Source organism: Pseudomonas fuscovaginae SE-1, assembly GCF_000364705.1.
GTDB lineage: Bacteria > Pseudomonadota > Gammaproteobacteria > Pseudomonadales > Pseudomonadaceae > Aquipseudomonas > Aquipseudomonas fuscovaginae_A.
Genome location: NZ_AQOH01000067.1, coordinates 56,349 through 76,323 on the forward strand (window position 1 = coordinate 56,349; position 19,975 = coordinate 76,323).

15 protein-coding genes are annotated in these 19,975 nt (G+C 64.2%); 4 read left to right on the forward strand and 11 right to left on the reverse strand.

Translation table 11 applies throughout. The annotated features are described in order from the left end of the window. Positions 1-11: 11 nt before the first annotated feature. Together K675_RS0107925 and K675_RS0107930 are read left to right on the forward strand one after the other, a co-directional pair. On the forward strand, positions 12-524 hold the full coding sequence (locus tag K675_RS0107925) for a M48 family metallopeptidase (protein WP_017902975.1): 513 nt from the start codon (positions 12-14) through the stop codon (positions 522-524). 21 nt (positions 525-545) lie between these two features. Continuing rightward, on the forward strand, positions 546-842 hold the full coding sequence (locus K675_RS0107930; protein ID WP_017902976.1) for a winged helix-turn-helix domain-containing protein: 297 nt from the start codon (positions 546-548) through the stop codon (positions 840-842). Positions 843-848: 6 nt separating this feature from the next. Here K675_RS0107930 and K675_RS0107935 read toward each other — a convergent pair whose 3' ends face one another. Next, positions 849-1,301, reverse strand: a complete 453-nt coding sequence (locus tag K675_RS0107935; protein ID WP_017902977.1) for a GNAT family N-acetyltransferase — start codon at positions 1,299-1,301, stop codon at positions 849-851. A gap of 236 nt (positions 1,302-1,537) precedes the next feature. On the opposite strand from K675_RS0107935, the gene K675_RS0107940 reads away from it, so the two are divergent. Next, complete coding sequence (locus K675_RS0107940) at positions 1,538-2,275, forward strand: substrate-binding periplasmic protein (RefSeq protein WP_017902978.1); 738 nt, start codon at positions 1,538-1,540, stop codon at positions 2,273-2,275. 145 nt (positions 2,276-2,420) lie between these two features. Here K675_RS0107940 and yccS read toward each other — a convergent pair whose 3' ends face one another. The 10 genes from yccS to betI form a co-directional block, all read right to left on the reverse strand. Continuing rightward, the gene (gene yccS, locus K675_RS0107945) at positions 2,421-4,613 is read right to left on the reverse strand and encodes a YccS family putative transporter (protein WP_017902979.1); all 2,193 of its coding nucleotides are present in this window, start codon (positions 4,611-4,613) and stop codon (positions 2,421-2,423) included. Between the two features lie 172 nt (positions 4,614-4,785). After that, positions 4,786-5,964 (reverse strand): NAD(P)/FAD-dependent oxidoreductase, encoded by a 1,179-nt coding sequence (locus K675_RS0107950; protein ID WP_026145020.1) that lies wholly within the window; start codon positions 5,962-5,964, stop codon positions 4,786-4,788. A gap of 54 nt (positions 5,965-6,018) precedes the next feature. Beyond that, on the reverse strand, positions 6,019-7,404 hold the full coding sequence (gene dbpA / locus K675_RS0107955) for an ATP-dependent RNA helicase DbpA (protein WP_017902981.1): 1,386 nt from the start codon (positions 7,402-7,404) through the stop codon (positions 6,019-6,021). A gap of 281 nt (positions 7,405-7,685) precedes the next feature. Then, positions 7,686-9,116, reverse strand: a complete 1,431-nt coding sequence (gene mdtD / locus K675_RS0107965; RefSeq protein ID WP_017902983.1) for a multidrug transporter subunit MdtD — start codon at positions 9,114-9,116, stop codon at positions 7,686-7,688. Positions 9,117-9,150: 34 nt separating this feature from the next. Continuing rightward, entirely contained in the window at positions 9,151-10,029 is an 879-nt protein-coding gene (locus K675_RS30490; protein WP_017902984.1) for an alpha/beta fold hydrolase, read from the reverse strand. Between the two features lie 308 nt (positions 10,030-10,337). Then, a complete protein-coding gene (locus K675_RS0107975; RefSeq protein ID WP_017902985.1) occupies positions 10,338-11,660 on the reverse strand; it encodes a TldD/PmbA family protein in 1,323 nt (440 codons plus the stop codon). Further along, complete coding sequence (locus K675_RS0107980) at positions 11,660-13,102, reverse strand: TldD/PmbA family protein (protein ID WP_017902986.1); 1,443 nt, start codon at positions 13,100-13,102, stop codon at positions 11,660-11,662. The genes K675_RS0107975 and K675_RS0107980 overlap by 1 nt, the downstream gene beginning before the upstream one ends. A 251-nt stretch (positions 13,103-13,353) precedes the next feature. Beyond that, on the reverse strand, positions 13,354-15,057 hold the full coding sequence (gene betA, locus K675_RS0107985) for a choline dehydrogenase (RefSeq protein ID WP_017902987.1): 1,704 nt from the start codon (positions 15,055-15,057) through the stop codon (positions 13,354-13,356). Positions 15,058-15,275: 218 nt separating this feature from the next. Beyond that, on the reverse strand, positions 15,276-16,745 hold the full coding sequence (betB, locus tag K675_RS0107990) for a betaine-aldehyde dehydrogenase (RefSeq protein WP_017902988.1): 1,470 nt from the start codon (positions 16,743-16,745) through the stop codon (positions 15,276-15,278). A 107-nt stretch (positions 16,746-16,852) separates the two neighbouring features. Continuing rightward, positions 16,853-17,446: a transcriptional regulator BetI gene (betI, locus tag K675_RS0107995; RefSeq protein WP_017902989.1), complete on the reverse strand. Its 594-nt coding sequence runs from the start codon at positions 17,444-17,446 to the stop codon at positions 16,853-16,855. Between the two features lie 478 nt (positions 17,447-17,924). Here betI and K675_RS0108000 point away from each other — a divergent pair, with 478 nt between their 5' ends. Beyond that, positions 17,925-19,874: a BCCT family transporter gene (locus tag K675_RS0108000; protein ID WP_232434409.1), complete on the forward strand. Its 1,950-nt coding sequence runs from the start codon at positions 17,925-17,927 to the stop codon at positions 19,872-19,874. The last annotated feature ends 101 nt before the right edge of the window (positions 19,875-19,975 follow it).

Sequence of the window (19,975 nt, forward strand, 5' to 3'; positions counted from 1 at the left end):
GATGGCCCTCCATGACCGTGTTGAAGTACCTCCAGGCCTATCCGCCGTCCTTGCAGGAGCAGGTGCGCCAGATGATTGCCCAGGATCGGCTGGGCGATTACCTGGGCCAGCGTTATCCCGGCCGGCACGCGGTGCAGAGCGACAAGGCGCTGTACGGCTATGTGCTGGAGTTGAAGCAGGAACATTTGCGCAACGCGCCGGCCATCGACAAGGTGCTGTTCGATAACCGCCTCGATCTGACCCATCGCGCCCTCGGCCTGCACACCGCGATTTCGCGCGTGCAGGGGGGCAGGCTCAAGGCCAAGAAGGAAATCCGCATCGCTTCGCTGTTTCGCGAGGCGGCGCCGGAATTTCTCCGCATGATCGTGGTGCATGAGCTGGCGCACCTCAAGGAAAGTGAGCACAACAAGGCGTTCTACCAGTTGTGCGAGTATATGCAGCCGGGCTATCACCAACTGGAGTTCGACCTGCGGGTCTACCTGACCTGGCGGGATCTGCAAGGCAAGGCCGCCGTGGCCGAGTGATCGATCGACAAGGACTTTCCGATGGACATCAGCAAGACCAAGAGCAGTTTCTATCGCCGCCTGTACGTGGCCTGGCTGATCGACAGCGGAGCGGCCAACAGCGTCCCGGCGCTGACCGAAGTGACCGGCATGCCCCGGCGCACGGCCCAGGACACCATCGTCGCGTTGGCCGACCTGGATATTCATTGCGAATTCCAGCAGCAGGAGGGCGCCCGCAACCACGCCGGCAGTTACCGGATTCGTGACTGGGGCGCGATCGACAAGCGCTGGATCGAGGGCAACCTGGCGTCGATCAAGCAGGTGCTGGGTTATCCCTGAACGGTCTCAGACCTTGCGCATGCCCACATGCGGGATGCCGTCCTCCAGATAGGTATTGCCCACGACGACAAAGCCATGGCGGCCGTAGTAGTCCTGCAGGTGCGCCTGGGCCGACAGGTAGATCTCCAGCCCCGACCACCGTTTCTCGGTCTGTCTCAGTGCTTCGCGCATCAGTTCGTGTCCCAGCCCGGTTCCGCGGGCTTCGGGAGCGATGACCACCCGCCCGATCGCCACGTTGCCGCCCTGCGACAGTGGGTCGAGCAGGCGTAGATAGGCCACCAGCCGGTCATCGCGCCAGCCCATCAGGTGATGGGTGTCGTCCCGCAGGTCGCGGCCATCGACTTCCTGATAGGGGCATTTCTGTTCGACCACGAAGACTTCGGTGCGCAGTCGCAGAATGGCGTACAACTGTTCCTTGCCCAGGTCGCTGTGATGCTTGCAGATCCAGTCGATGCTCATTGTCACCCGCTCTGATTCGAATATCCGCTATCGATACTAAGCGGCTTGTGCCCCGTCGCCAACCGGACGAACACTGTGGCGGCCCGGGCGCGTTGCCCGGTTTCGGCATCTTTGTGTAATCTGCCCTGATGCTAATGAGCTACTGTTAGGAACAGGGAAAGCTCCGGTGGCGCTCTCCCGGCCTCTCTGCTTCGCCTCATTCTGCAGGGCCGCCCAGCCCGCTAAGGATCTTTGGCATGTCGCGACTGCATCGAGCTTTTGCCTTGCTTGGGTTGTTGTTGCTCGCACAGGATGCGGCCGCGGAAAAGCTGCGGCTGGTGGCCGATGCCTGGCCGCCGTTCTCCGATGTCGGCCTGCTCAATGGTGGCCTGGCGACCGACATCGTCAGCACGGCCCTGGCCCGGGCCGGTTATGCCAGCGAGTTCGAACAGGTGCCCTGGGCGCGTGCGCTCAAGGGTGTCGGCGAAGGTCGTTATGACGTTCTGATCAATGCCTGGTACAGCGAGGACAGGACCCTGCTGGGGCATTTCTCGAGCGAGTACCTGATGAACCGGGTGATGTTCCTCCGGCACAAGGGGGCGTCGATCACCTATGACAACCTGCAACAGCTGCATGACTATCCGATTGCGGTGGTGCGTGACTATGCCTATTCCGCCGAGTTCGAATCGGACCGGCGGCTACAGAAAGTCCCTGTGCACAACTTCGCCCTGGCCCTGCGCATGCTGGCGGCGGAGCGGGTGAAGCTGACGCTGGAGGATGAATACGTGGCGCGCTACTACCTCGGCCGCGAGGCGCCGGAAGTGCGCGATGCGGTGGAGTTCCTGCCCAAGCCGCTCAGCGAGAACGGGCTGCACATCCTGGTCAGCCTGCAGAACCCGGAGCACGCCCGGATCGTGGCCGGATTCGATCGCGAGATCGCCGCGATGAAGGCGGACGGCAGCTATCAGCGGCTGCTCCAGTTGCACGGCATGTGAGGGTTGGCTGGCCGCCGGGAGTCAGGCAGTCAGATCAAGGACTTCGCGGGCAAGTCACGCGCCCGCAGGTTTGTGCCGTACATAAGATGCGTGGACGACAAATATCCTGTAGGCGCGCGGCTTGCCCGCGAAGCTTCTGGCGGCCCTACACCGGGGGTTGTTCTTCCGGGCCCTTGATCAGGTGCGCGGCCAGTGTGCGCAGCGGCCCCAACTGGCGGCAGATCAGCGCCAGCTGGGTCTGCACCAGGCGCTGGATCTCGTCGATTTCGTCCGGCATCTGCTCCAGCTCGTTCGCCAGGGCTTCCTCGGCATCGCTCTGGACGTCGATGGGGGTCTTGTTCGCCAGGCCGATGGCGATCTGTTCGATACTGTTGGCCAGTGTCGCGCCAGCACCATCGATCAGGTGCTCGCGGGCTTCTGCCGGCAACTGGTTCTCGCGGTGTGCGCCGAGCCCCGAGAGGTAGCTGAGCAGGGTGTGCGACAGCACCAGGAAGCGGAAGCCGACGTCGGCCTCCTTACGGAAATGCCCCGGCTCCATCAGCATGTTCGCCAACGTGGTCGATAGCGCCGCGTCGGCGTTGTGGGCGTTGCGGCGGGCCAGGCGGTAGGCCAGGTCATCACTCTTGCCCTGGCCATATTGTTGCATCACCTGGCGCAGGTACAGGCTGTTGCAGCTCAGGGTATTGGCCAGCACCTTGTTCAGGCGCCGTCCCTGCCAGTCGGGCAGGAACAGGAACACCGCCAGGCCGGCGATCAGGCTGCCCAGCAGGGTATCGAGCAGGCGTGGCAGGAACAGCCCGTAGCCGTCGCCCACCTGGTTGAAGCAGAACAGCACCATCAGGGTCATGGCGGCGGTCGCCAGGGTGTAGCGGGTGGTGCGGTTGATGAAGAACACCAGGCCGGCGGCGATGGTGAAGAACGCCTGGATCAGCGGGCTGGGGAACAGGTCGAACAGGGCCCAGGCCGCTGTCAGGCCGAAGGCGGTGCCGATGATCCGCTGGCCGAGCTTGCGCCGGGTGGCGCCGTAGTTCGGCTGGCAGACGAACAGCGTGGTGAGGATGATCCAGTAGCCCTGGGACGGGTGCACCAGGTGCACCATGCCGTAGCCGACGCTCAAGGCCAGGGGCAGGCGCAAGGCATGGCGGAACAGCAGCGAGGTCGGCGTCAGTTGGGTGCGCAGGCGCGTCAGCACGTCCTTGAAGTTGCGCGGTGAGCGGTCCAGCAGGCTGCTGTCGCTGGCATCGGCCAGACTGTCGGGGTTGCTTGCGGCACCGAGCAGGCGGTCAAGGGTACTGAGGTTGGCGGCCAGGGCCCGCAGCGAGCGCAGCAGGCCGCGCCAGGCCGGGTTGCTCTGGATGCGCAGGTGCTCCATCGACGCATGCAGGTCCGCCAGGGCTTCGGCGAAGCTGGCGTCATAGACGAACGGCTGGCGCAACTGGATCGAGGTCGCCAGTTCCCGGCAGGCCTTGCCCTGCTGGCGCAGCAGGCGCTGGCAGCGGAACAGCACGTCGCTGTGGAAAAAGGCTTCGGCCAGGGCGTTGTACGGGTAGTGCGAGGAGCTGGCGCGCTCGTGAATATCCTGGGCGAGGAAATACAGTTTCAGGTAGCGGCTGACCTTCGAACCCGGCCGGCCGTTGCCGACCCGGTGCAGGATGATTTCCTTGGCGGTGTTCAGTGCCGCGACCACCCGGCCGTTCTGCTGGGCCAGCTCCAGGCGCCGGGCTTCCACGTCCAACTGGCGGATCGGTTCGAACAGCGATGACTTGAGCTTGAGGTAGTAGCCCAGCTCGCGAAACAGCCTGGCCAGGCTCTGCTGCACCGGCTGGTTGGAGAACATCGCCTGCCACAGCACCGAGAGCACGCCGTACCAGGCGGCGCCAGCGACCAGCAACAGGGGTTCATGCCAGAAGTTGCTGACCTCGCCACCCCGCTGATCCACGCCGATCATGGTGTAGACCGAAAGGATCAGGGTTGCCGAAGCGATCGCCCCGTAGCGTTCGCCCAGAGCCCCGAGCATGGTCAGGCCGAAGGCCGCCAGGGCCATGGCCACCACGAATACCCAGGGGTAGGGGAACAGCAGCTCGACCGAGAAGGCGGCCACGCTGAAACACACCAGGGTTACCGCCAGGGCATTGAGGCGGCCCTGCCAACTGTCGTCGGTTTCAGCCAGGGCGCAGGCGATGACCCCGAGGAACAGCGGGATCAGCAGTTTCATCTCGTTCTGGAACCAGCACAGGGTCATGATGCCGCTCAGGGCGATGAAGACCCGAACGCTATAGCTGAATTTATCCAGGGCCCAGAGGCGACGCAGTGAGTGGTTGAACGAGGTCGATGCCATGAAGGTGTGAGAGCCTGCCAAGCGGTTGATCTGTATTTGGGTATAGACGGGTGGCGTTGCAATGGCGCCACATGGAAGCAAAGCAAAATCTGTTCCGGGCGTGTCTATTGAGCGCGTGGCGGTCGCGCGGTTCCCGGGTAGCCCGTGCTACCCCGATCCGAACAGGGAGGCTTCAGACAAACTGTGCCGCTGCGTACCCCGAAGCCCAGGCCCACTGGAAGTTGAACCCGCCCAGGTGACCGCTGACATCCAGCACCTCGCCGATGAAATACAGTCCCGGGCTCTTCAGCGACTCCATGGTCTTGGACGAAACCTCGCGGGTGTCGACTCCGCCCAGGGTGACCTCGGCGGTGCGGTAGCCTTCGGTGCCCGCCGGAATCACCTGCCAGTCGCCGAGCCTGTTCGCCACCTCGGCCAGCTCGACCGGGGTGTACTGCTTCATCGGTTTGGATACGAACCAGTGTTCGGCCAGCAGGTTGGCCATCTTCCGGGTGAAGACTTCACCGAGCAGGGTCTTCAACTCACTGTTGGGCCGTTCGGCCTGCTGCCGTTGCAGCCATTGCAGGGCATCGTGATCCGGCAGCAGGTTGATGTGTACCGTGTCGCCAGGGTGCCAGAACGAGGAAACCTGCAGGATCGCCGGGCCGCTGAGGCCACGGTGGGTGAACAGGATATTTTCCCGGAAGCCCTGGTCGTTGCAGCTCACCAGGCAATCGACCGAGGTCCCCGACAGTTCCGTGCACAGTGCCTTGAGTTGATCGGTAATGGTGAACGGCACCAGCCCCGCGCGGGTCGGTAACACCTGGTGGCCGAACTGTTTGGCGACCTGATAACCGAAACCGGTGGCGCCGAGGGTCGGGATCGACAGCCCGCCAGTGGCGATCACCAGCGACTGGCAGGTGATCGGGTCGAGGCTGGTCTGCAGCAGGTAGCCGTCTTCCAGCTTCTCGATCTGCTGGATCGAGGTGTCCAGGTGCAGGCTGACGCCGGCCTGGTCGCATTCCTCGAGGAGCATGCCGAGGATGTCGCTGGACTTGTTGTCGCAGAACAGCTGGCCGAGCTTCTTCTCGTGATAGGGCACGCCATGCTTGGCCACCATCGCGATGAAGTCCCACTGGGTGTAGCGCGCCAGCGCCGACTTGCAGAAGTGCGGGTTCTGCGAGAGGAAATTGCCCGGCTCGGTATACAGGTTGGTGAAGTTGCAGCGCCCGCCGCCGGACATCAGGATCTTCTTCCCGGCCTTGTTGGCGTGGTCGAGCAGCAGCACCTGACGCCCACGGGCGGCGGCGGTAAGGGCGCACATCAGGCCGGCGGCACCGGCGCCGATGATCACAACTTCGGTAGAGCGCACAACGCTGTCCTCACTCGATTTCTGGCTGGTGGGATGGATTGGGTGGGACGCGGATCAGAGAATCCGCACGCGCAGCGATCGGCCCTTGATCTTGCCGCTGTTCAGGCGTTGCAGGGCCTGCTTGGCGATACCGCGCTCCACGGCCACATAAGCCTGGAAATCGAAGATGGCGATCTTGCCGACCTGGGTGCCGGGAATCCCGGCATCGCCGGTCAGGGCGCCGAGGATGTCGCCCGGTCGCACCTTGTCCTTGCGCCCGGCGGCGATGCACAGGGTGCTCATGGCCGGCAGCAGCGGGCCACCGCCCTTGGTCTTGAGGCTGTCGAGCTGTTCCCAGAGCAGGGGAGCCTTCTGCAACTCCTCGATCGCCCGTGCGCGATGGGCCTCGGACGGGGCCACCAGGCTGACCGCGATACCCTTCTCGCCGGCCCGGCCGGTGCGCCCGACACGGTGGATATGAATCTCAGCGTCGCGGGCCAGCTCGACGTTGATCACCATGTCCAGGGCGTCGATATCCAGGCCGCGCGCAGCCACGTCGGTGGCAACCAGCACCGAGGTGCTGCGGTTGGCGAACATCGCCAGGACCTGGTCGCGGTCGCGCTGCTCCAGGTCGCCATGCAGACCGACGGCGGAGATGCCCTTGGCGCTGAGCAGGTCGACGGTTTCCTGCACCTGCTGCTTGGTGAAACAGAAGGCCACGCACGATTGCGGACGGTAGTGGTTGAGCACCTTCACCACGGCATCCAGGCGTTGCTGCGGGTCGACTTCGAAGAAGCGTTGTTCGATCTGGTTGTCGGTGTGGAGCGTCTCCACCTTGACCTGCTGCGGGTCGCGCATGAACTTGGCGGCCAGTTGCTTGATACCGGCCGGGTAGGTGGCGGAGAACAGCAGGGTCTGCCGGCGCTCCGGGGTCTGGGCGATGATCGCCTCGATGGCGTCGTAAAAGCCCATGTCGAGCATGCGGTCGGCTTCGTCGAGCACCAGGGTGTTGAGGCCGCGCAGGACCAGCGTGCCCTTGTCCAGGTGCTGCTGGATCCGCCCCGGGGTGCCGACGATGATGTGCGCACCGTGTTCCAGCGAAGCGATCTGCGGGCCGAAGGGCACGCCGCCGCACAGGGTCAGCACCTTGATGTTGTCTTCGGCGCGGGCCAGGCGGCGAATTTCCTTGGCGACCTGGTCGGCCAGCTCGCGGGTCGGGCAGATCACCAGCGCCTGGCAGCCGAAGAAGCGCGGATTGATCGGGTTCAGCAGGCCGATGCCGAAGGCGGCGGTCTTGCCGCTGCCGGTCTTGGCCTGGGCGATCAGGTCCATGCCCTTGAGTATCACCGGCAGGCTCTGCGCCTGGATCGGCGTCATCTGGGCATAACCGAGGGACTCCAGGTTAGCCAGCATGGCGGCGGACAGGGGCAACGAGTTGAAAGCGGTGGCGATGGTGGTCACGGGGCAGGCCTGCAAAACAAAATGTCGCGCAGTGTACCAGCCCCGCCCCGTCAATCCGTAATTTCTGGACGAAAAGTAGCCAGATATCGCTGCATTCACCTCAACCAGAACCCAAACCCCGTAGGAGCCGGCTGGCTGGCGATAGCGATACCGATCGTTTCCGCGCTCGGCGTGGGAGTGTCCTTGCGGACGCTCAGTGTCTGTTCCTGCGACATAGAGCCTCACGGCTGCGTTCCCACGCGGAGCGTGGGAACGATCACCATGGGCTGCCAAGCCCTGGCTCAATGCTCGATGTGCTGCTCCTGCACCACGCGCGCCCGGCGCCCGTCCTGCGGTGACAGTTGCAGGAAGATCGCCGCGGCGAGCATCGCCATGATACCCACCGTGAGGAAGGTCAGTTGGAACGCCCCCAGCACCGTTTCCACCCCATCGTTGCCGATCGCCGCCGTGAAGCCGCCGAGCAGTGCCCCAGCACAGGCCACGCCAAGGCTCAGCGACAGTTGCGCCACCACCGACAGCAGGCTGTTGCCGCTGCTGGCCGACTTGTCGTCGAGATCGATCAGGGTCACGGTGTTCATCGCGGTGAACTGCAGCGAGTTGATCGCCCCGGCGATCGCCAGCATCACCAGCAGCAACGGGTAGGGCGTGTGCTCGGTGACCAGGCCCAGGGCCGCGAGCATCACGCCCAGCGCCAGGGTGTTGCCGGTGAGCACGATGCGGTAGCCCAGGCGTTCGATCAGCGGCCGGGCGATCGACTTGGCGAACATCGCCGCGCCCGCCAGCGGCAACATGCTCATGCCGGCCTCGGACGGCGAATAGCCCAGCGCCACCTGCAGCAGCAACGGCACCAGGAACGGCAGGGCGCCACTGCCCAGGCGGGCGAACAGGTTGCCGAGGATACCCACGGCGAAGGTCCGGGTCTTGAACAGCGACGGCGCGAACAACGGGTTGTCGACATGCCCGGCCCGCAGCCAGTAGGCCGCCAGGCACGCCAGGCCGGCGAACAGCAGCAACATCACCCGCAGGTGCGGCAGTTGCAGTTCGCCCAGGCCTTCCATGGCGATGGTGATCAGCAGCATCGCCGCGCCGAACAGCACGAAGCCGAGGCTGTCGAAACGGGTGCGTTCGCTGCCGCGCAGGTCGGGAATGAACTTCCATACCGCATAGCAACCGATCAGCCCTACCGGCAGGTTGATCAGGAAGATCCAGTGCCAGGTCAGGAACTGCACCATCCAGCCGCCCATGGTCGGGCCGATCAGCGGGCCGAGCAGGCCGGGGATGGTGATGAAGCCCATGATCCGCACCAACTCCGAACGCGGGTAGGCGCGCAGCACCACCAGCCGGCCGACCGGCAGCATCAGCGAGCCACCCAGGCCCTGGATCACCCGAGCGCCGACCAGCATGTTCAGCGAACTCGACAGCGCGCACAGCAGTGAACCGATGCTGAACAGCAGGATGGCGTTGAAGAACACTCGCCGGGTACCGAAACGATCTGAAATCCAGCCCGAGGCCGGTATCAGCAATGCCACCGTGAGCATGTAGGCGATCACCACGCCCTGCATGCGCAGCGGGTTCTCCGCCAGGTCGCGGGCCATGGCGGGGAGAGCGGTGTTGAGGATCGTCCCGTCGAGGGACTGCATGAAGAAGGCAATGGCTACCACCCAGGGCAGCCAGCGAGCGGTCGTTGCGTCCAGCGGGGCACGGTCGGGCATGGAACGGCTCTTCGTTAGCAGGCTATGGACCTGATTATGCCTGATCGGTTTGTACTTGAGCGTTGTATCGGTGTGCTGTTTGCTCCTTCTTCAACAGGAAGCCGAGCAGGGCCCTGTGTACGTTGTCGGCCGCCACCCGCGACTCCAGGTCGAGCAGGTGACCGGTGTCTTCGGCCACCGAAAAGCTGCAATGGGGAATGTGTCGCTGGAATTGCCGGGCGCCTTCGGCGGGGGTGTAGATGTCCTTGGCGCCGTTGAGGAAGTGCACCGGGGTGCGGATGTTGGAGAGTGATTTCAGGTAGTTGCCATCACCGAGTTGCAGGACCTGGTCGATATGGAAACGTGCCTGGCGGTATTCGGTGCTGGCCATGTTGGCGAGATGCTGGTGATTGGTGTTCTTGAGGCGGGGCGGGAGGAAGTGGCCGACGGTGTCGTTGAGCAGGTGGCCGATGGCGGATTTGTCGTCGACCTGAATCAGCTCATGCACCCGCCGCACGTAGGCCAGCATCGGCGGGTTGAGGTCGGGCGCCAGGGCCATGATCACCGAACTCTCGATGGTCGGCGGGTTTCGCGCCAGGGCCAGCAGGCTGGAGATGCCACCCCAGGAAGCCGACACCAGGTGGTTGACCTTGAAGCACTCGATCAGCGCCAGGAGTATCCGCACCTCATCGTCCTTGGTCACCAGGCCCGGATCGGGATTGTGGATCTGCGAGCGGCCGGCGAAGGGCAGGTCGAACAGCAGGACGTTGAAATGTTCGGCCAGGCATTTGCTGGTGCGGGTGAAGGAGGAGGTGGTGGACAGCGCGCCGTTGACCATGAGCACGGTATTGCGGTGTGGATCGTCGCCGATGCGCTCGACGTGGATATTGAAATGCTTGAACAGGTTGTTGATGACGAAGCTTCCGTGATTCATATCAAACTCCAGCAAAACACTTTCTAAAGGGGAAAGAGACGCGGCATTGAGTAACGAAATCGGGGGTGAAGCCTGATGGTTCTATGATCGGGGGACGAAGGAGGGTGCTGGCTTTTTAATACCGTGTCGGATGAAGGGATATGTATAGCGCGCCCGTGCGGGCGGGACAACCGTCTGAATGGATAGGTCTGCGGGTGTTTCCGCCAGGGAGGCAAGGGGCTTGCAGAGGCCTTGTGGGAGCGGGCTTGCCCGCGAAGCTTTTTACAGCCTCCAGGCCCCCTTCGCGGGCAAGCCCGCTCCCACAGGTTTCAGAGCGTGAGGGTCAGCTTGCCGATCAGTGCGCCGGGCAGCAGGTTGGAGGCGGTCTGCCGCTGGTCGTAGGTGCTGGTCGACAGCAGCAACTCGCGCTCTTCGGTCAGGGCCAGCAACTCGCTGCCCAGCAGGCTGTAGACGCTGTCATCGAAGCGCATGGTGCTGACCGGGGCCTGGATCTCGCCGTTCTCCACCCAGAAAGTGGCGAAACGGGTCATGCCGGTCATGCGCGCCGCCGGCTGGTCCGAATAGTTCAGGTACCATAGATTGCCGATGTACAGGCCGGTGCCCAGTTCCCTGAGAATATCCGACTGCGCCAACCGGCCGCCGCGCATCTCCAGTGCGCTGGGATACTCGCCGCTGTCCGCGCCGTTGGCGGTCAGGCCATACTCGGCGGCGCTGCGCGAACTGACCATGCGCTCGTTGGCCTCCCCCCTGGCCACCAGCGACAGGTCGCTGCGTGGGTAGCCCTCGCTGGAGAAGGCCGGGCTCAGCGAGCCGCTGACCTGCTCATTGAGCGACACCATCGGATGGAACGCTGCCTCGCCGGCATACAGCTTCTGCAACGGGCTGTACTTGCTGGCGATGGCCTGGGCCGAGAAACCTCCCCAGCAGAGCATGCCCATCACTTCTTCGAGCGCTGCCGGTGCCAGGTAGGCACGGTATTGGCCGGGCGTCAGGGTGCGCAGCGGTCGGCCAAGAAACGCCAACTGTTCGCGGGCCTGTTGGAAGCGGCGGGCGAAGCTTTCGCTGTCCCAGCGGTCACCGGCGTAGCTGGCCTTCACCGCCTGGCCGTTTTCGTGGAACAGGCTCCAGTCGAAGTTGAAACTGTTGGCCTGGTGCCAGCCGAAGGCCCCATCCGAACTGGCGAAGCCGCGACTGATCGGGCCGGCGGCATAGAAGCCGACCAGGTCCAGGTCGGCTGCGGCGGTGCTGATCTCTTCCAGTACCTGGGCACTTTCGGGCAACGGCTGCTGCTGCACGCTGCGGCTTTGCCAGGCGGTGTGATTGAGCAACAGATAGGGATCGGCAGGCAGCAACGGCAGGGTTTCGCGCAATTGCTGCAGGCCGTCGGCGAGACGCTGGCGATCCTGCGGCGGTTCACCGCACAGGGTGATCTGCAGGTCCGCGTGACGTCCCGTGTCGATCAGCTTGAGACTCAGGCTGGCCTGCTGGACCTGGCCGGCCTGGCGCACCCGGCCGTGGTTGAAACGAATGAACCCGGACGACTCGGCGGCGTAGCCGAGGGTGAATTGTTCCGTGGCCCGCAGGTTCGCCTGCAACCACTCCACCAGCCCCTGGAAATGAGTGTGATCCATCAGGCATCTCCTCCGAAGACATCGACTTGGCTGAATACGCAGGCCGGCGAGGCGTGGCCGACGCGAATCACCTGGTTGGGCTCGCCCTTGCCGCAGTTCGGCGTGCCAAGGACCTTGAAGGTGCCGGCGTCGCCGACCGCGCTGAGGTTGCGCCAGAACTGCGCGGAAATACCCCGGTAATTGGGATTCTTGACCACGCCCTTGAGCTCGCCATTCTCGATAAGCTGGCCCCATTCGCAGCCGAACTGGAACTTGTTGCGCGCGTCATCGATGGACCACGAGCGGTTGGTCGACATCAGGATGCCGTTTTCGATACCGCCGATCAGTTGCTCGAAAGAGCGGTCGCCCGGCTCGATGTTGAGGTTGGCCATGCGGTCGATCGGCGGCCGGTTCCAGCTGCAGGCGCGGCTGTTGGCGACCCCGTCGAGGCCGGCGCGAAATTGCGACAGCGCCCCGCCCAGCGGCCGCAGCAGCAGGCCTTCGCGGATCAGGAACTGCTTGCGGGCGGCGCTGCCGTCGTCGTCATGGGCATAACTGGCCAACTGCTCGGGGATCTCCGGGTCGAAGGTCACGTTGAGCAGCCGGGAGCCGTATTGCAGGTGGCCGAAGTCGCTGGCCTGGACGAAGCTGGTACCGGCGTAGTTGCGTTCGTCGCCGAGGATCCGGTCCAGCTCCAGCGGGTGGCCGATGGATTCGTGGATCTGCAGGATCATCTGGTCCGGCATCAGCAGCAGGTCGCGCGGACCGGACGGGGTATTGGGCGCCAGCAGCAGTTGCAGGGCCTGGTCGGCGACCCGCGCACCGGCACCGATCAGGCCCGAGCGGCCGAGCACTTCGGCACCGCCCTGCTGGCCGAAGTTTTCCCGGCCGAGGGTGCGGGTCTGGCTGTCCATGCCGTCGAAGGCGGTGACGCTCAGGCCGGGGAAGACGAAGCGCTGGGCCTGGCGCAGCTCGGCGCCGGCGCTGTTGAGGTAGATCTGCTCGACATGGCTGACGCCGAGGCTGACCTCCCAGTTCACCAGGCGTTCGTCCCTGGGCACGGCGCTGGATTCGGCGGCGAGCAGGTCGTAGCAGTCGTTCAGCGACGGGAAGGCTTGTGCGAGTTGCGGCGAGCAATAGTCGCCACGCTCGCTGGAAACGGCCTGCTGGCGCAGGTCGAGCAAGGCGTGGGCGCCGATCAGCCGGGCCTGTTCCTCGGCCCGTTGCAGCGCGGCCTGCAGGCCCTGGCGGGACAGGTCGTTGGTGGCGGCATAGGCTTCGACGCCGTTGACCCGCACGGTCAGCATCGCCCCTTCGTCACGGCTCAGACTGGGGGGCTCCGGGACATTCTTGCGCACCGACAGGTATTGGCCGGTCTGGCGGACGTAGCGTAGCGAAAAGAATTCGGCACCCGTGCGCAAGGCAGCGAAGTGCTGCTTGAGCTGGGGATGGAAGTCGAACATGAGGAAGCCTCCCTGGACATGTCGGTGAGGGGCGCATCGCGCCAATGCCGTCATAGTGCGGCGTCAGGCGCGCGCAATCCAGTCGGTGAAACAAAATGCCGGGGGGATACCTGATGACAGAGGCATGATCGTTCCCACGCTCCGCGTGGGAACCCAGCCCGTGACGCGCTGCGTCACAAGAGCGGACGCCGAGCGTCCAGGGAGGCATTCCCACGCAGAGCGTGGGAACGATCATGAGCGTGCGGTGTTGCCTACTTCGCTGGATGGCTCACTTCACGCAACGGCTTGCCACGCACCGGTGCCTCGCCTGCCACGTAGTAAGGCGCCGTGCTGCGCGGCAGCGGCTGGCGGCCACGGATCTTGTCGGCGATCTTCTCGGCGATCATGATCGTCGGCGCGTTCAGGTTGCCGGTGGTGATGATCGGCATGATCGACGCGTCGACCACCCGTAGGCCCTGCATGCCATGCACGCGGCCCTGGCCGTCGACCACCGCCATCTCGTCGGTGCCCATCTTGCACGAGCAGGACGGGTGGAACGCGGTCTCGGCGTGCTCGCGGATGAACTTGTCCAGTTCCTCGTCGGTCTGCACCTCGATCCCCGGGCTGATCTCACGACCACGATAGGCGTCCAGCGCTGGCTGGGCCATGATCTCGCGGGTCAGGCGGATACCGTCGCGGAACTCCTGCCAGTCCTGTTCGGTGGCCATGTAGTTGAACAGGATGCTCGGGTGCTGGCGCGGGTCCTTGGACTTGAGCTGCACGCGGCCACGGCTCGGCGAGCGCATCGAGCCCATGTGCGCCTGGAAACCGTGTTCCTTCACGCCGTTGCTGCCGTTGTAGTTGATGGCCACCGGCAGGAAGTGATACTGGATGTTCGGCCACTCGAATTCTTCGCGGGTGCGAATGAAACCGCCGGCCTCGAACTGGTTGCTGGCGCCGATACCGGTACCGTTGAACAGCCATTCGGCACCGATGGCCGGCTGGTTCCACCACAGCAGCGATGGGTACAGCGACACCGGCTGGGTGCAGGCGTACTGCAGGTACAGCTCGAGGTGGTCCTGCAGGTTCTCGCCGACGCCCGGCAGGTCATGCACCACCGGGATATCCAGGCTTTCCAGCAGCTTGCGCGGGCCGACGCCGGAACGTTGCAGCAGTTGCGGCGAAGCGATCGCGCCACTGCAGACGATGACTTCCTTGCGGGCACGGGCCTCGACGCGCTCTTCGGCCGAGCCCACCAGGTAACGCACGCCGATGGCGCGCTTGCCGTCGAACAGCACCTTGTCGGCGAGGGCGTGGGTGACGATGGTCAGGGTCGAACGTTTCTTGGCGATGTCCAGGTAGCCGCGGGCGGTGCTGGAGCGACGGCCGTTGGGCGTCACGGTACGGTCCATCGGACCGAAGCCTTCCTGCTGGTAGCCGTTGAGGTCTTCGGTGCGTGGGTAGCCGGCCTGCACGCCGGCCTCGACCATGGCGTGGAACAGCGGGTTGTTGCCGGCCTTGGGCGTGGTGACCCGCACCGGGCCTTCGCCGCCGTGGTAGTCGTTGGGGCCGATGTCACGGGTTTCCGCCTTGCGGAAATACGGCAGGCAGTCCAGGTAGCTCCAGTCTTCCAGGCCGGGCAGCTTGGCCCAGCCGTCGTAATCCATGGCGTTGCCGCGGATGTAGCACATGCCGTTGATCAGCGAGGAACCGCCCAGGCCCTTGCCGCGGCCACATTCCATGCGGCGGCCGTCCATGTGCGGCTCCGGGTCGGTCTCGTAGGCCCAGTTGTAGCGCCGGCCCTGCAGCGGGAAGGCCAGGGCGGCGGGCATCTGGGTGCGGAAGTCGAAGCGGTAGTCGGGGCCACCGGCCTCGAGCAGCAGGACGGTGACGCCTGTGTCTTCGGTCAGGCGGGTGGCCAGGGTGTTACCGGCCGAACCGGCGCCGACGATGATGTAGTCGTATTCTTGGGACATGAAATGCACTCCCTCTCTTTGAAGTGGGTCAGGTCGCGTCAGCCGGGCTGCCACTCGATTGTGGCGAGGGAGCTTGCTCCCGCTCGGCTGCGCAGTAGCCGCAAGGTCTGCGACCGGGGTTTGTCTGGATGGACGCGGTGCCTGGAGTTGGGGCTGCCTGGCAGCCCAACGGGGGTAAGCCCCCTCGCCACGAGGGCCAACTCAGGGGGCGCGGCGTGTTAGAACACCGAGACGTAGTCGCCCAGCTCGACCTGAACCGATTTGATGCGAGTGAAGTTGTTCAGCGAGCTGATGCCGTTCTCACGGCCGACACCCGACTGCTTGTAACCGCCGACCGGCATCTTCGCGTCGGATTCGCCCCAGGCGTTGATCCAGCAGATACCGGCTTCGAGCTGGTGAATCACGCGGTGCGCGCGGTTCAGGTCGCGGGTCACCAGACCGGCGGCCAGGCCGAAGTCGGTGTCGTTGGCGCGACGGATCACTTCTTCCTCGGTCTCGTAGGTGAGGATGCTCATCACCGGGCCGAAGATTTCCTCGCGGACGATGGTCATGTCGTCGGTGCAGTCGGTGAACACGGTCGGCGCGACATAGGCACCGTTGGCGAACTCGCCACCCAGGCGTTCACCGCCGCACAGCAGGCGGGCACCTTCTTCCTTGCCCTTGGCGATGTAGCCCAGCACGCTTTCCATGTGGGCGAAGCTGACCAACGGACCGAAGTTGGTGTTCTCGTCCTCCGGATTGCCGACGCGAATGCGCGCCACGCGCTCGACGATCTTGGCTTCGAAGGCGGCTTTCAGGTGGCTCGGCACGAATACGCGGGTGCCATTGGTGCAGACCTGGCCGGAGCTGTAGAAGTTGGCCATCATCGCGGTGTCGGCGGCGCGATCCAGGTCGGCGTCGTCGAAGATGATCAGTGGCGACTTGCCGCCCAGTTCCATGGTCACGTCCTTGAGCGACGAGCTGGAGGCGCTGGCCATGACTTTCTTGCCGGTGTCGGTGCCGCCGGTGAAGGAGACTTTCTCGATGCGCGGGTGCTCGGTCAGCCAGGTGCCGACTTCACGGCCGCTGCCGGTCAGGACGTTGAACACACCGGCAGGCAGGCCGGCTTCAGTGTAGATCTCGGCCAGCTTCAGGGTGGTCAGCGAGGTGACTTCGCTCGGCTTGAAGATCATCGCGTTGCCGGCGGCCAGGGCCGGTGCGGATTTCCACAGGGCGATCTGGATCGGGTAGTTCCACGCGCCGATACCGGCGACCACGCCCAGCGGCTCGCGGCGGGTGTAGACGAACGAGGTGGTGCGCAGGGGGATCTGCTCGCCTTCGATCGCCGGCACCAGGCCTGCGTAGTATTCCAGCACGTCGGCACCGGTGACGATGTCGACATAGCGGGTTTCGGAGTAGGCCTTGCCGGTGTCCAGGGTTTCCAGCATGGCCAGTTCGTCGTTGCGCTCACGCAGGATTTCCACGGCGCGACGCAGGATGCGCGAACGCTCCATGGCGGTCATGGCGGCCCAGATCTTCTGGCCCTTTTCGGCGCTGACCACGGCGCGCTCGACGTCTTCCTTCGTCGCACGCTGCACTTGGGCGAGAACTTCACCGTTAGCCGGGTTGATGGCATCGAACGTGGCATCGCTGCCCGCGTCGGTGTAGCCGCCGTCAATGTAGAGTTTTTGCAGTTCGAAACGGGCCATAGTGTCCTCGCAAGTGCATGAGTGGTTGACGTTGACCGTCGTGCGCGCCACAAGATCGTGACAACGTCGGTCGACAGTCGTTCAGGGGCCGAGCGGTTCTCTGTGCTCTAGCTCTCCTGCTTCGCCAGTTGCAAATCCATGTATTCGTAAGCGATCCGTTGCGCCTGCGCGGTGTCGAAAGCGTCTCCCGACAACGCGCCGCGCAACCACAAACCGTCGATCAACGCTGCCAGTCCCCTTGCCGCGCTGCGTGCCGTGGAAACCGGCAGGACACGGCGGAACTGGTAGCACAGGTTGGAGTACAGGCGCAGATCGTTGATCCGCTGCAACCTGTGCAACGACGGGTGATGCATGCTGGCGGCCCAGAAGGCCAACCAGGTTTTCATTGCCGGGCCATTGACCTGGCTGGCGTCGAAGTTGCCTTCGATGATCACCTGCAGATGCGCCCGCGGGCTGCCATCTGCCAGCGCCTGGCGGCGCGTGGCGACGTTCTCGCTCAGGACATTCATCAGGTGCTGCATCGTGGCAGCGATCAGGCCGTTCTTGTCCTGAAAGTAATGACTGATGATGCCATTCGAGACACCGGCCAGACGGGCAATCAGCGCAATGCTGGCGTCCCCCATTCCGACCTGATCGACCGCCATCAGGGTGGCTTCGATCAATTGCTGGCGGCGTATGGGTTGCATACCGACCTTGGGCATCGTGCAGCTCTCCTTAGGCCCTCCGGCAGACGTGTCACGGCTACCGGCATGGGGGCCAGTCTATTTTGTTTTGATTGAACGTTCAATCAACAAAGAATAAGATCTGCGACAAATCGTCGCTGCCTACAGGTTTTTCCTACATGTAGCTGACGGAAAAACGACCTCCGAAAAACCATCGAACCTGCGGGGCAGAGACTCTGCGCGGGCGAAGACGGACATGGCCAACAGGCACGAAAGGCACCCGGCAGCACGGCAACGTCTTGCACAAGGTCCTGGCGCACCGGTTCAGGCGCAATCCACGCAAGTTCGAATTTTTTCGGGGTGTCTTTATATCACCCGCCGGTCGGCTGCCACCAAACCGATTGGCCGGGTGCCGTGTTGCCTTGTGTCTTTCTCTCGCACTGCCTGGAGCATCTGTGCAATGAGTTCTGCCTCTCTTATAAAAACTCCCGCCGAAAAGGTGCGGGTCAACGGTTGGGTGTTCTACACCTCGACCGCGTTGATACTGCTGCTGACCGCCATCCTCATCATCGCCCCGCAAGAGGCCGGCAAAATGCTCGGCGTCGCCCAGGCGTGGCTGTCGCGCAGCTTTGGCTGGTACTACATGGTGGTGATCGCCGCCTACCTGGTGTTCGTCATCGGGTTGGCGTTCTCTTCCTACGGCAAGTTGAAGCTGGGCTCCAGGCAGGACACTCCGGACTTCAGCTATGGCGCCTGGGCGGGCATGCTGTTCTCCTCGGGGATCGGCATCTCGCTGCTGTACTTCGGTGCTTCCGAGCCGCTGGACCACTTCTTCAACCCGCCGCAGGGCACGCCCGGCAGCAACGAGGTCGCACGCCAGGCGCTGCAACTGACGTTCCTGCACTGGGGCCTGCATGGCTGGGCGATCTATGCCCTGGTCGGCCTGGCGGTGGCGTACTTCGCCTACCGGCACAACCAGCCGCTGGCCCTGCGCTCGGCGCTGTACCCGCTGGCGGGCGAGCGTTGGGTCAAGGGCGCGGCCGGGCACGCGGTGGACGGCTTCGGCATGTTCGTCACCCTGCTGGGCCTGGTGACCAACCTGGGCATCGGCGCCATGCAGGTGTCTTCCGGCCTGGAAAACCTGTTCGGCATGCAGCACAGCAACACCAACCTGCTGATCGTGATCATCGTCATGAGCACCGTGGCGACCATCGCCGCCGTGTCGGGTGTGGAGAACGGCATTCGCCGCCTGTCCAACCTGAACATCGTGCTGTTCAGCGGCCTGCTGATCTTCGTGCTGCTGTTCGGGCCGACCCTGCACCTGCTCAACGGCTTCGTGCAGAACATCGGTGACTACCTCAATGGCGTGGTGCTGAAGACCTTCGACCTCTACGTCTATGAAAACAACGCCGAGAAATCCGACCGCTGGCTGGGCCTGTGGACCCTGTTCTACTGGGCGTGGTGGATTTCCTGGGCGCCATTCGTGGGCATGTTCATCGCGCGTATTTCCCGTGGCCGCACCGTGCGTGAACTGGTCGCCGGCGTGCTGCTGATCCCGCTGGGCTTCACCCTGGCCTGGCTGTCGATCTTCGGCAACTCGGCGTTGGACCTGGTGATGAACCACGGCGCCGCGGAACTGGGCAAGACCGCGCTGGAACAGCCTTCGATGGCGATCTACCAGTTGCTGGACTTCTACCCGGCGGCCAAGGTGGTGATCGGTGTGTCGATCTTCGTCGGTTTCGTGCTGTTCCTGACTCCGGCGGACTCCGGCGCGGTGATGATGGCCAACCTGTCGTGCAAGGGTGGCCAGGTCGACGAGGACGCCCCGCACTGGCTGCGGATCTTCTGGTCGGTGGTGATCACCCTGGTGACCATCGGGCTGTTGTTCGCCGGCAACTTCGAAGCCATGCAGACCATGGTGGTGCTGGCCGGCCTGCCGTTCTCGGTGGTGCTGGTGTTCTTCATGTTCGGCCTGCACAAGGCGATGCGCCAGGACGTGCAGATCGAGGGCGAGCAGGCCGAACTGGCGGCCCGTGGCCGTCGCGGTTTCAGCGAGCGCCTGAGCCAGCTCGACCTGCAACCGACCCAGGCGATCGTCCAGCGCTACATGGACAGGCAGGTGACACCGGCACTGGAAGAGGCGGCGGCGCAACTGCGCAACCTGGGCCTGACGGTGCAGACGCAACTGGGCAAGTCCAGGAGCCTGATCGGCCTGCGCGTGGAAATGGAGGAGGGCAATCCCTTCGTCTATGAAGTGAGCCTGGACGGCTACCTGGCGGCGCCCAGCGAATCGGCGCACGAGGGCGCCGAGAGCGAAGTGCGGACCCGCTACTACCGCGCCGAGGTCTACCTGCACAACGGCAGCCAGGAGTACGACCTGATGGGCTTCACCCGGGAACAGATCACCCGTGACGTGCTCGATCAGTTCGAAAGCCATCGGCAGCTCCTGGGCCGGGTCTACAGCTGAGGTTTGGGCGGTGTACGCGTTGCACCGCCCTCGCCCTTCTCAAGGACTGAAAGGTTCCATGTGGCGAGGGGGCTTGCCCCCGTTCGGCTGCGAAGCAGCCG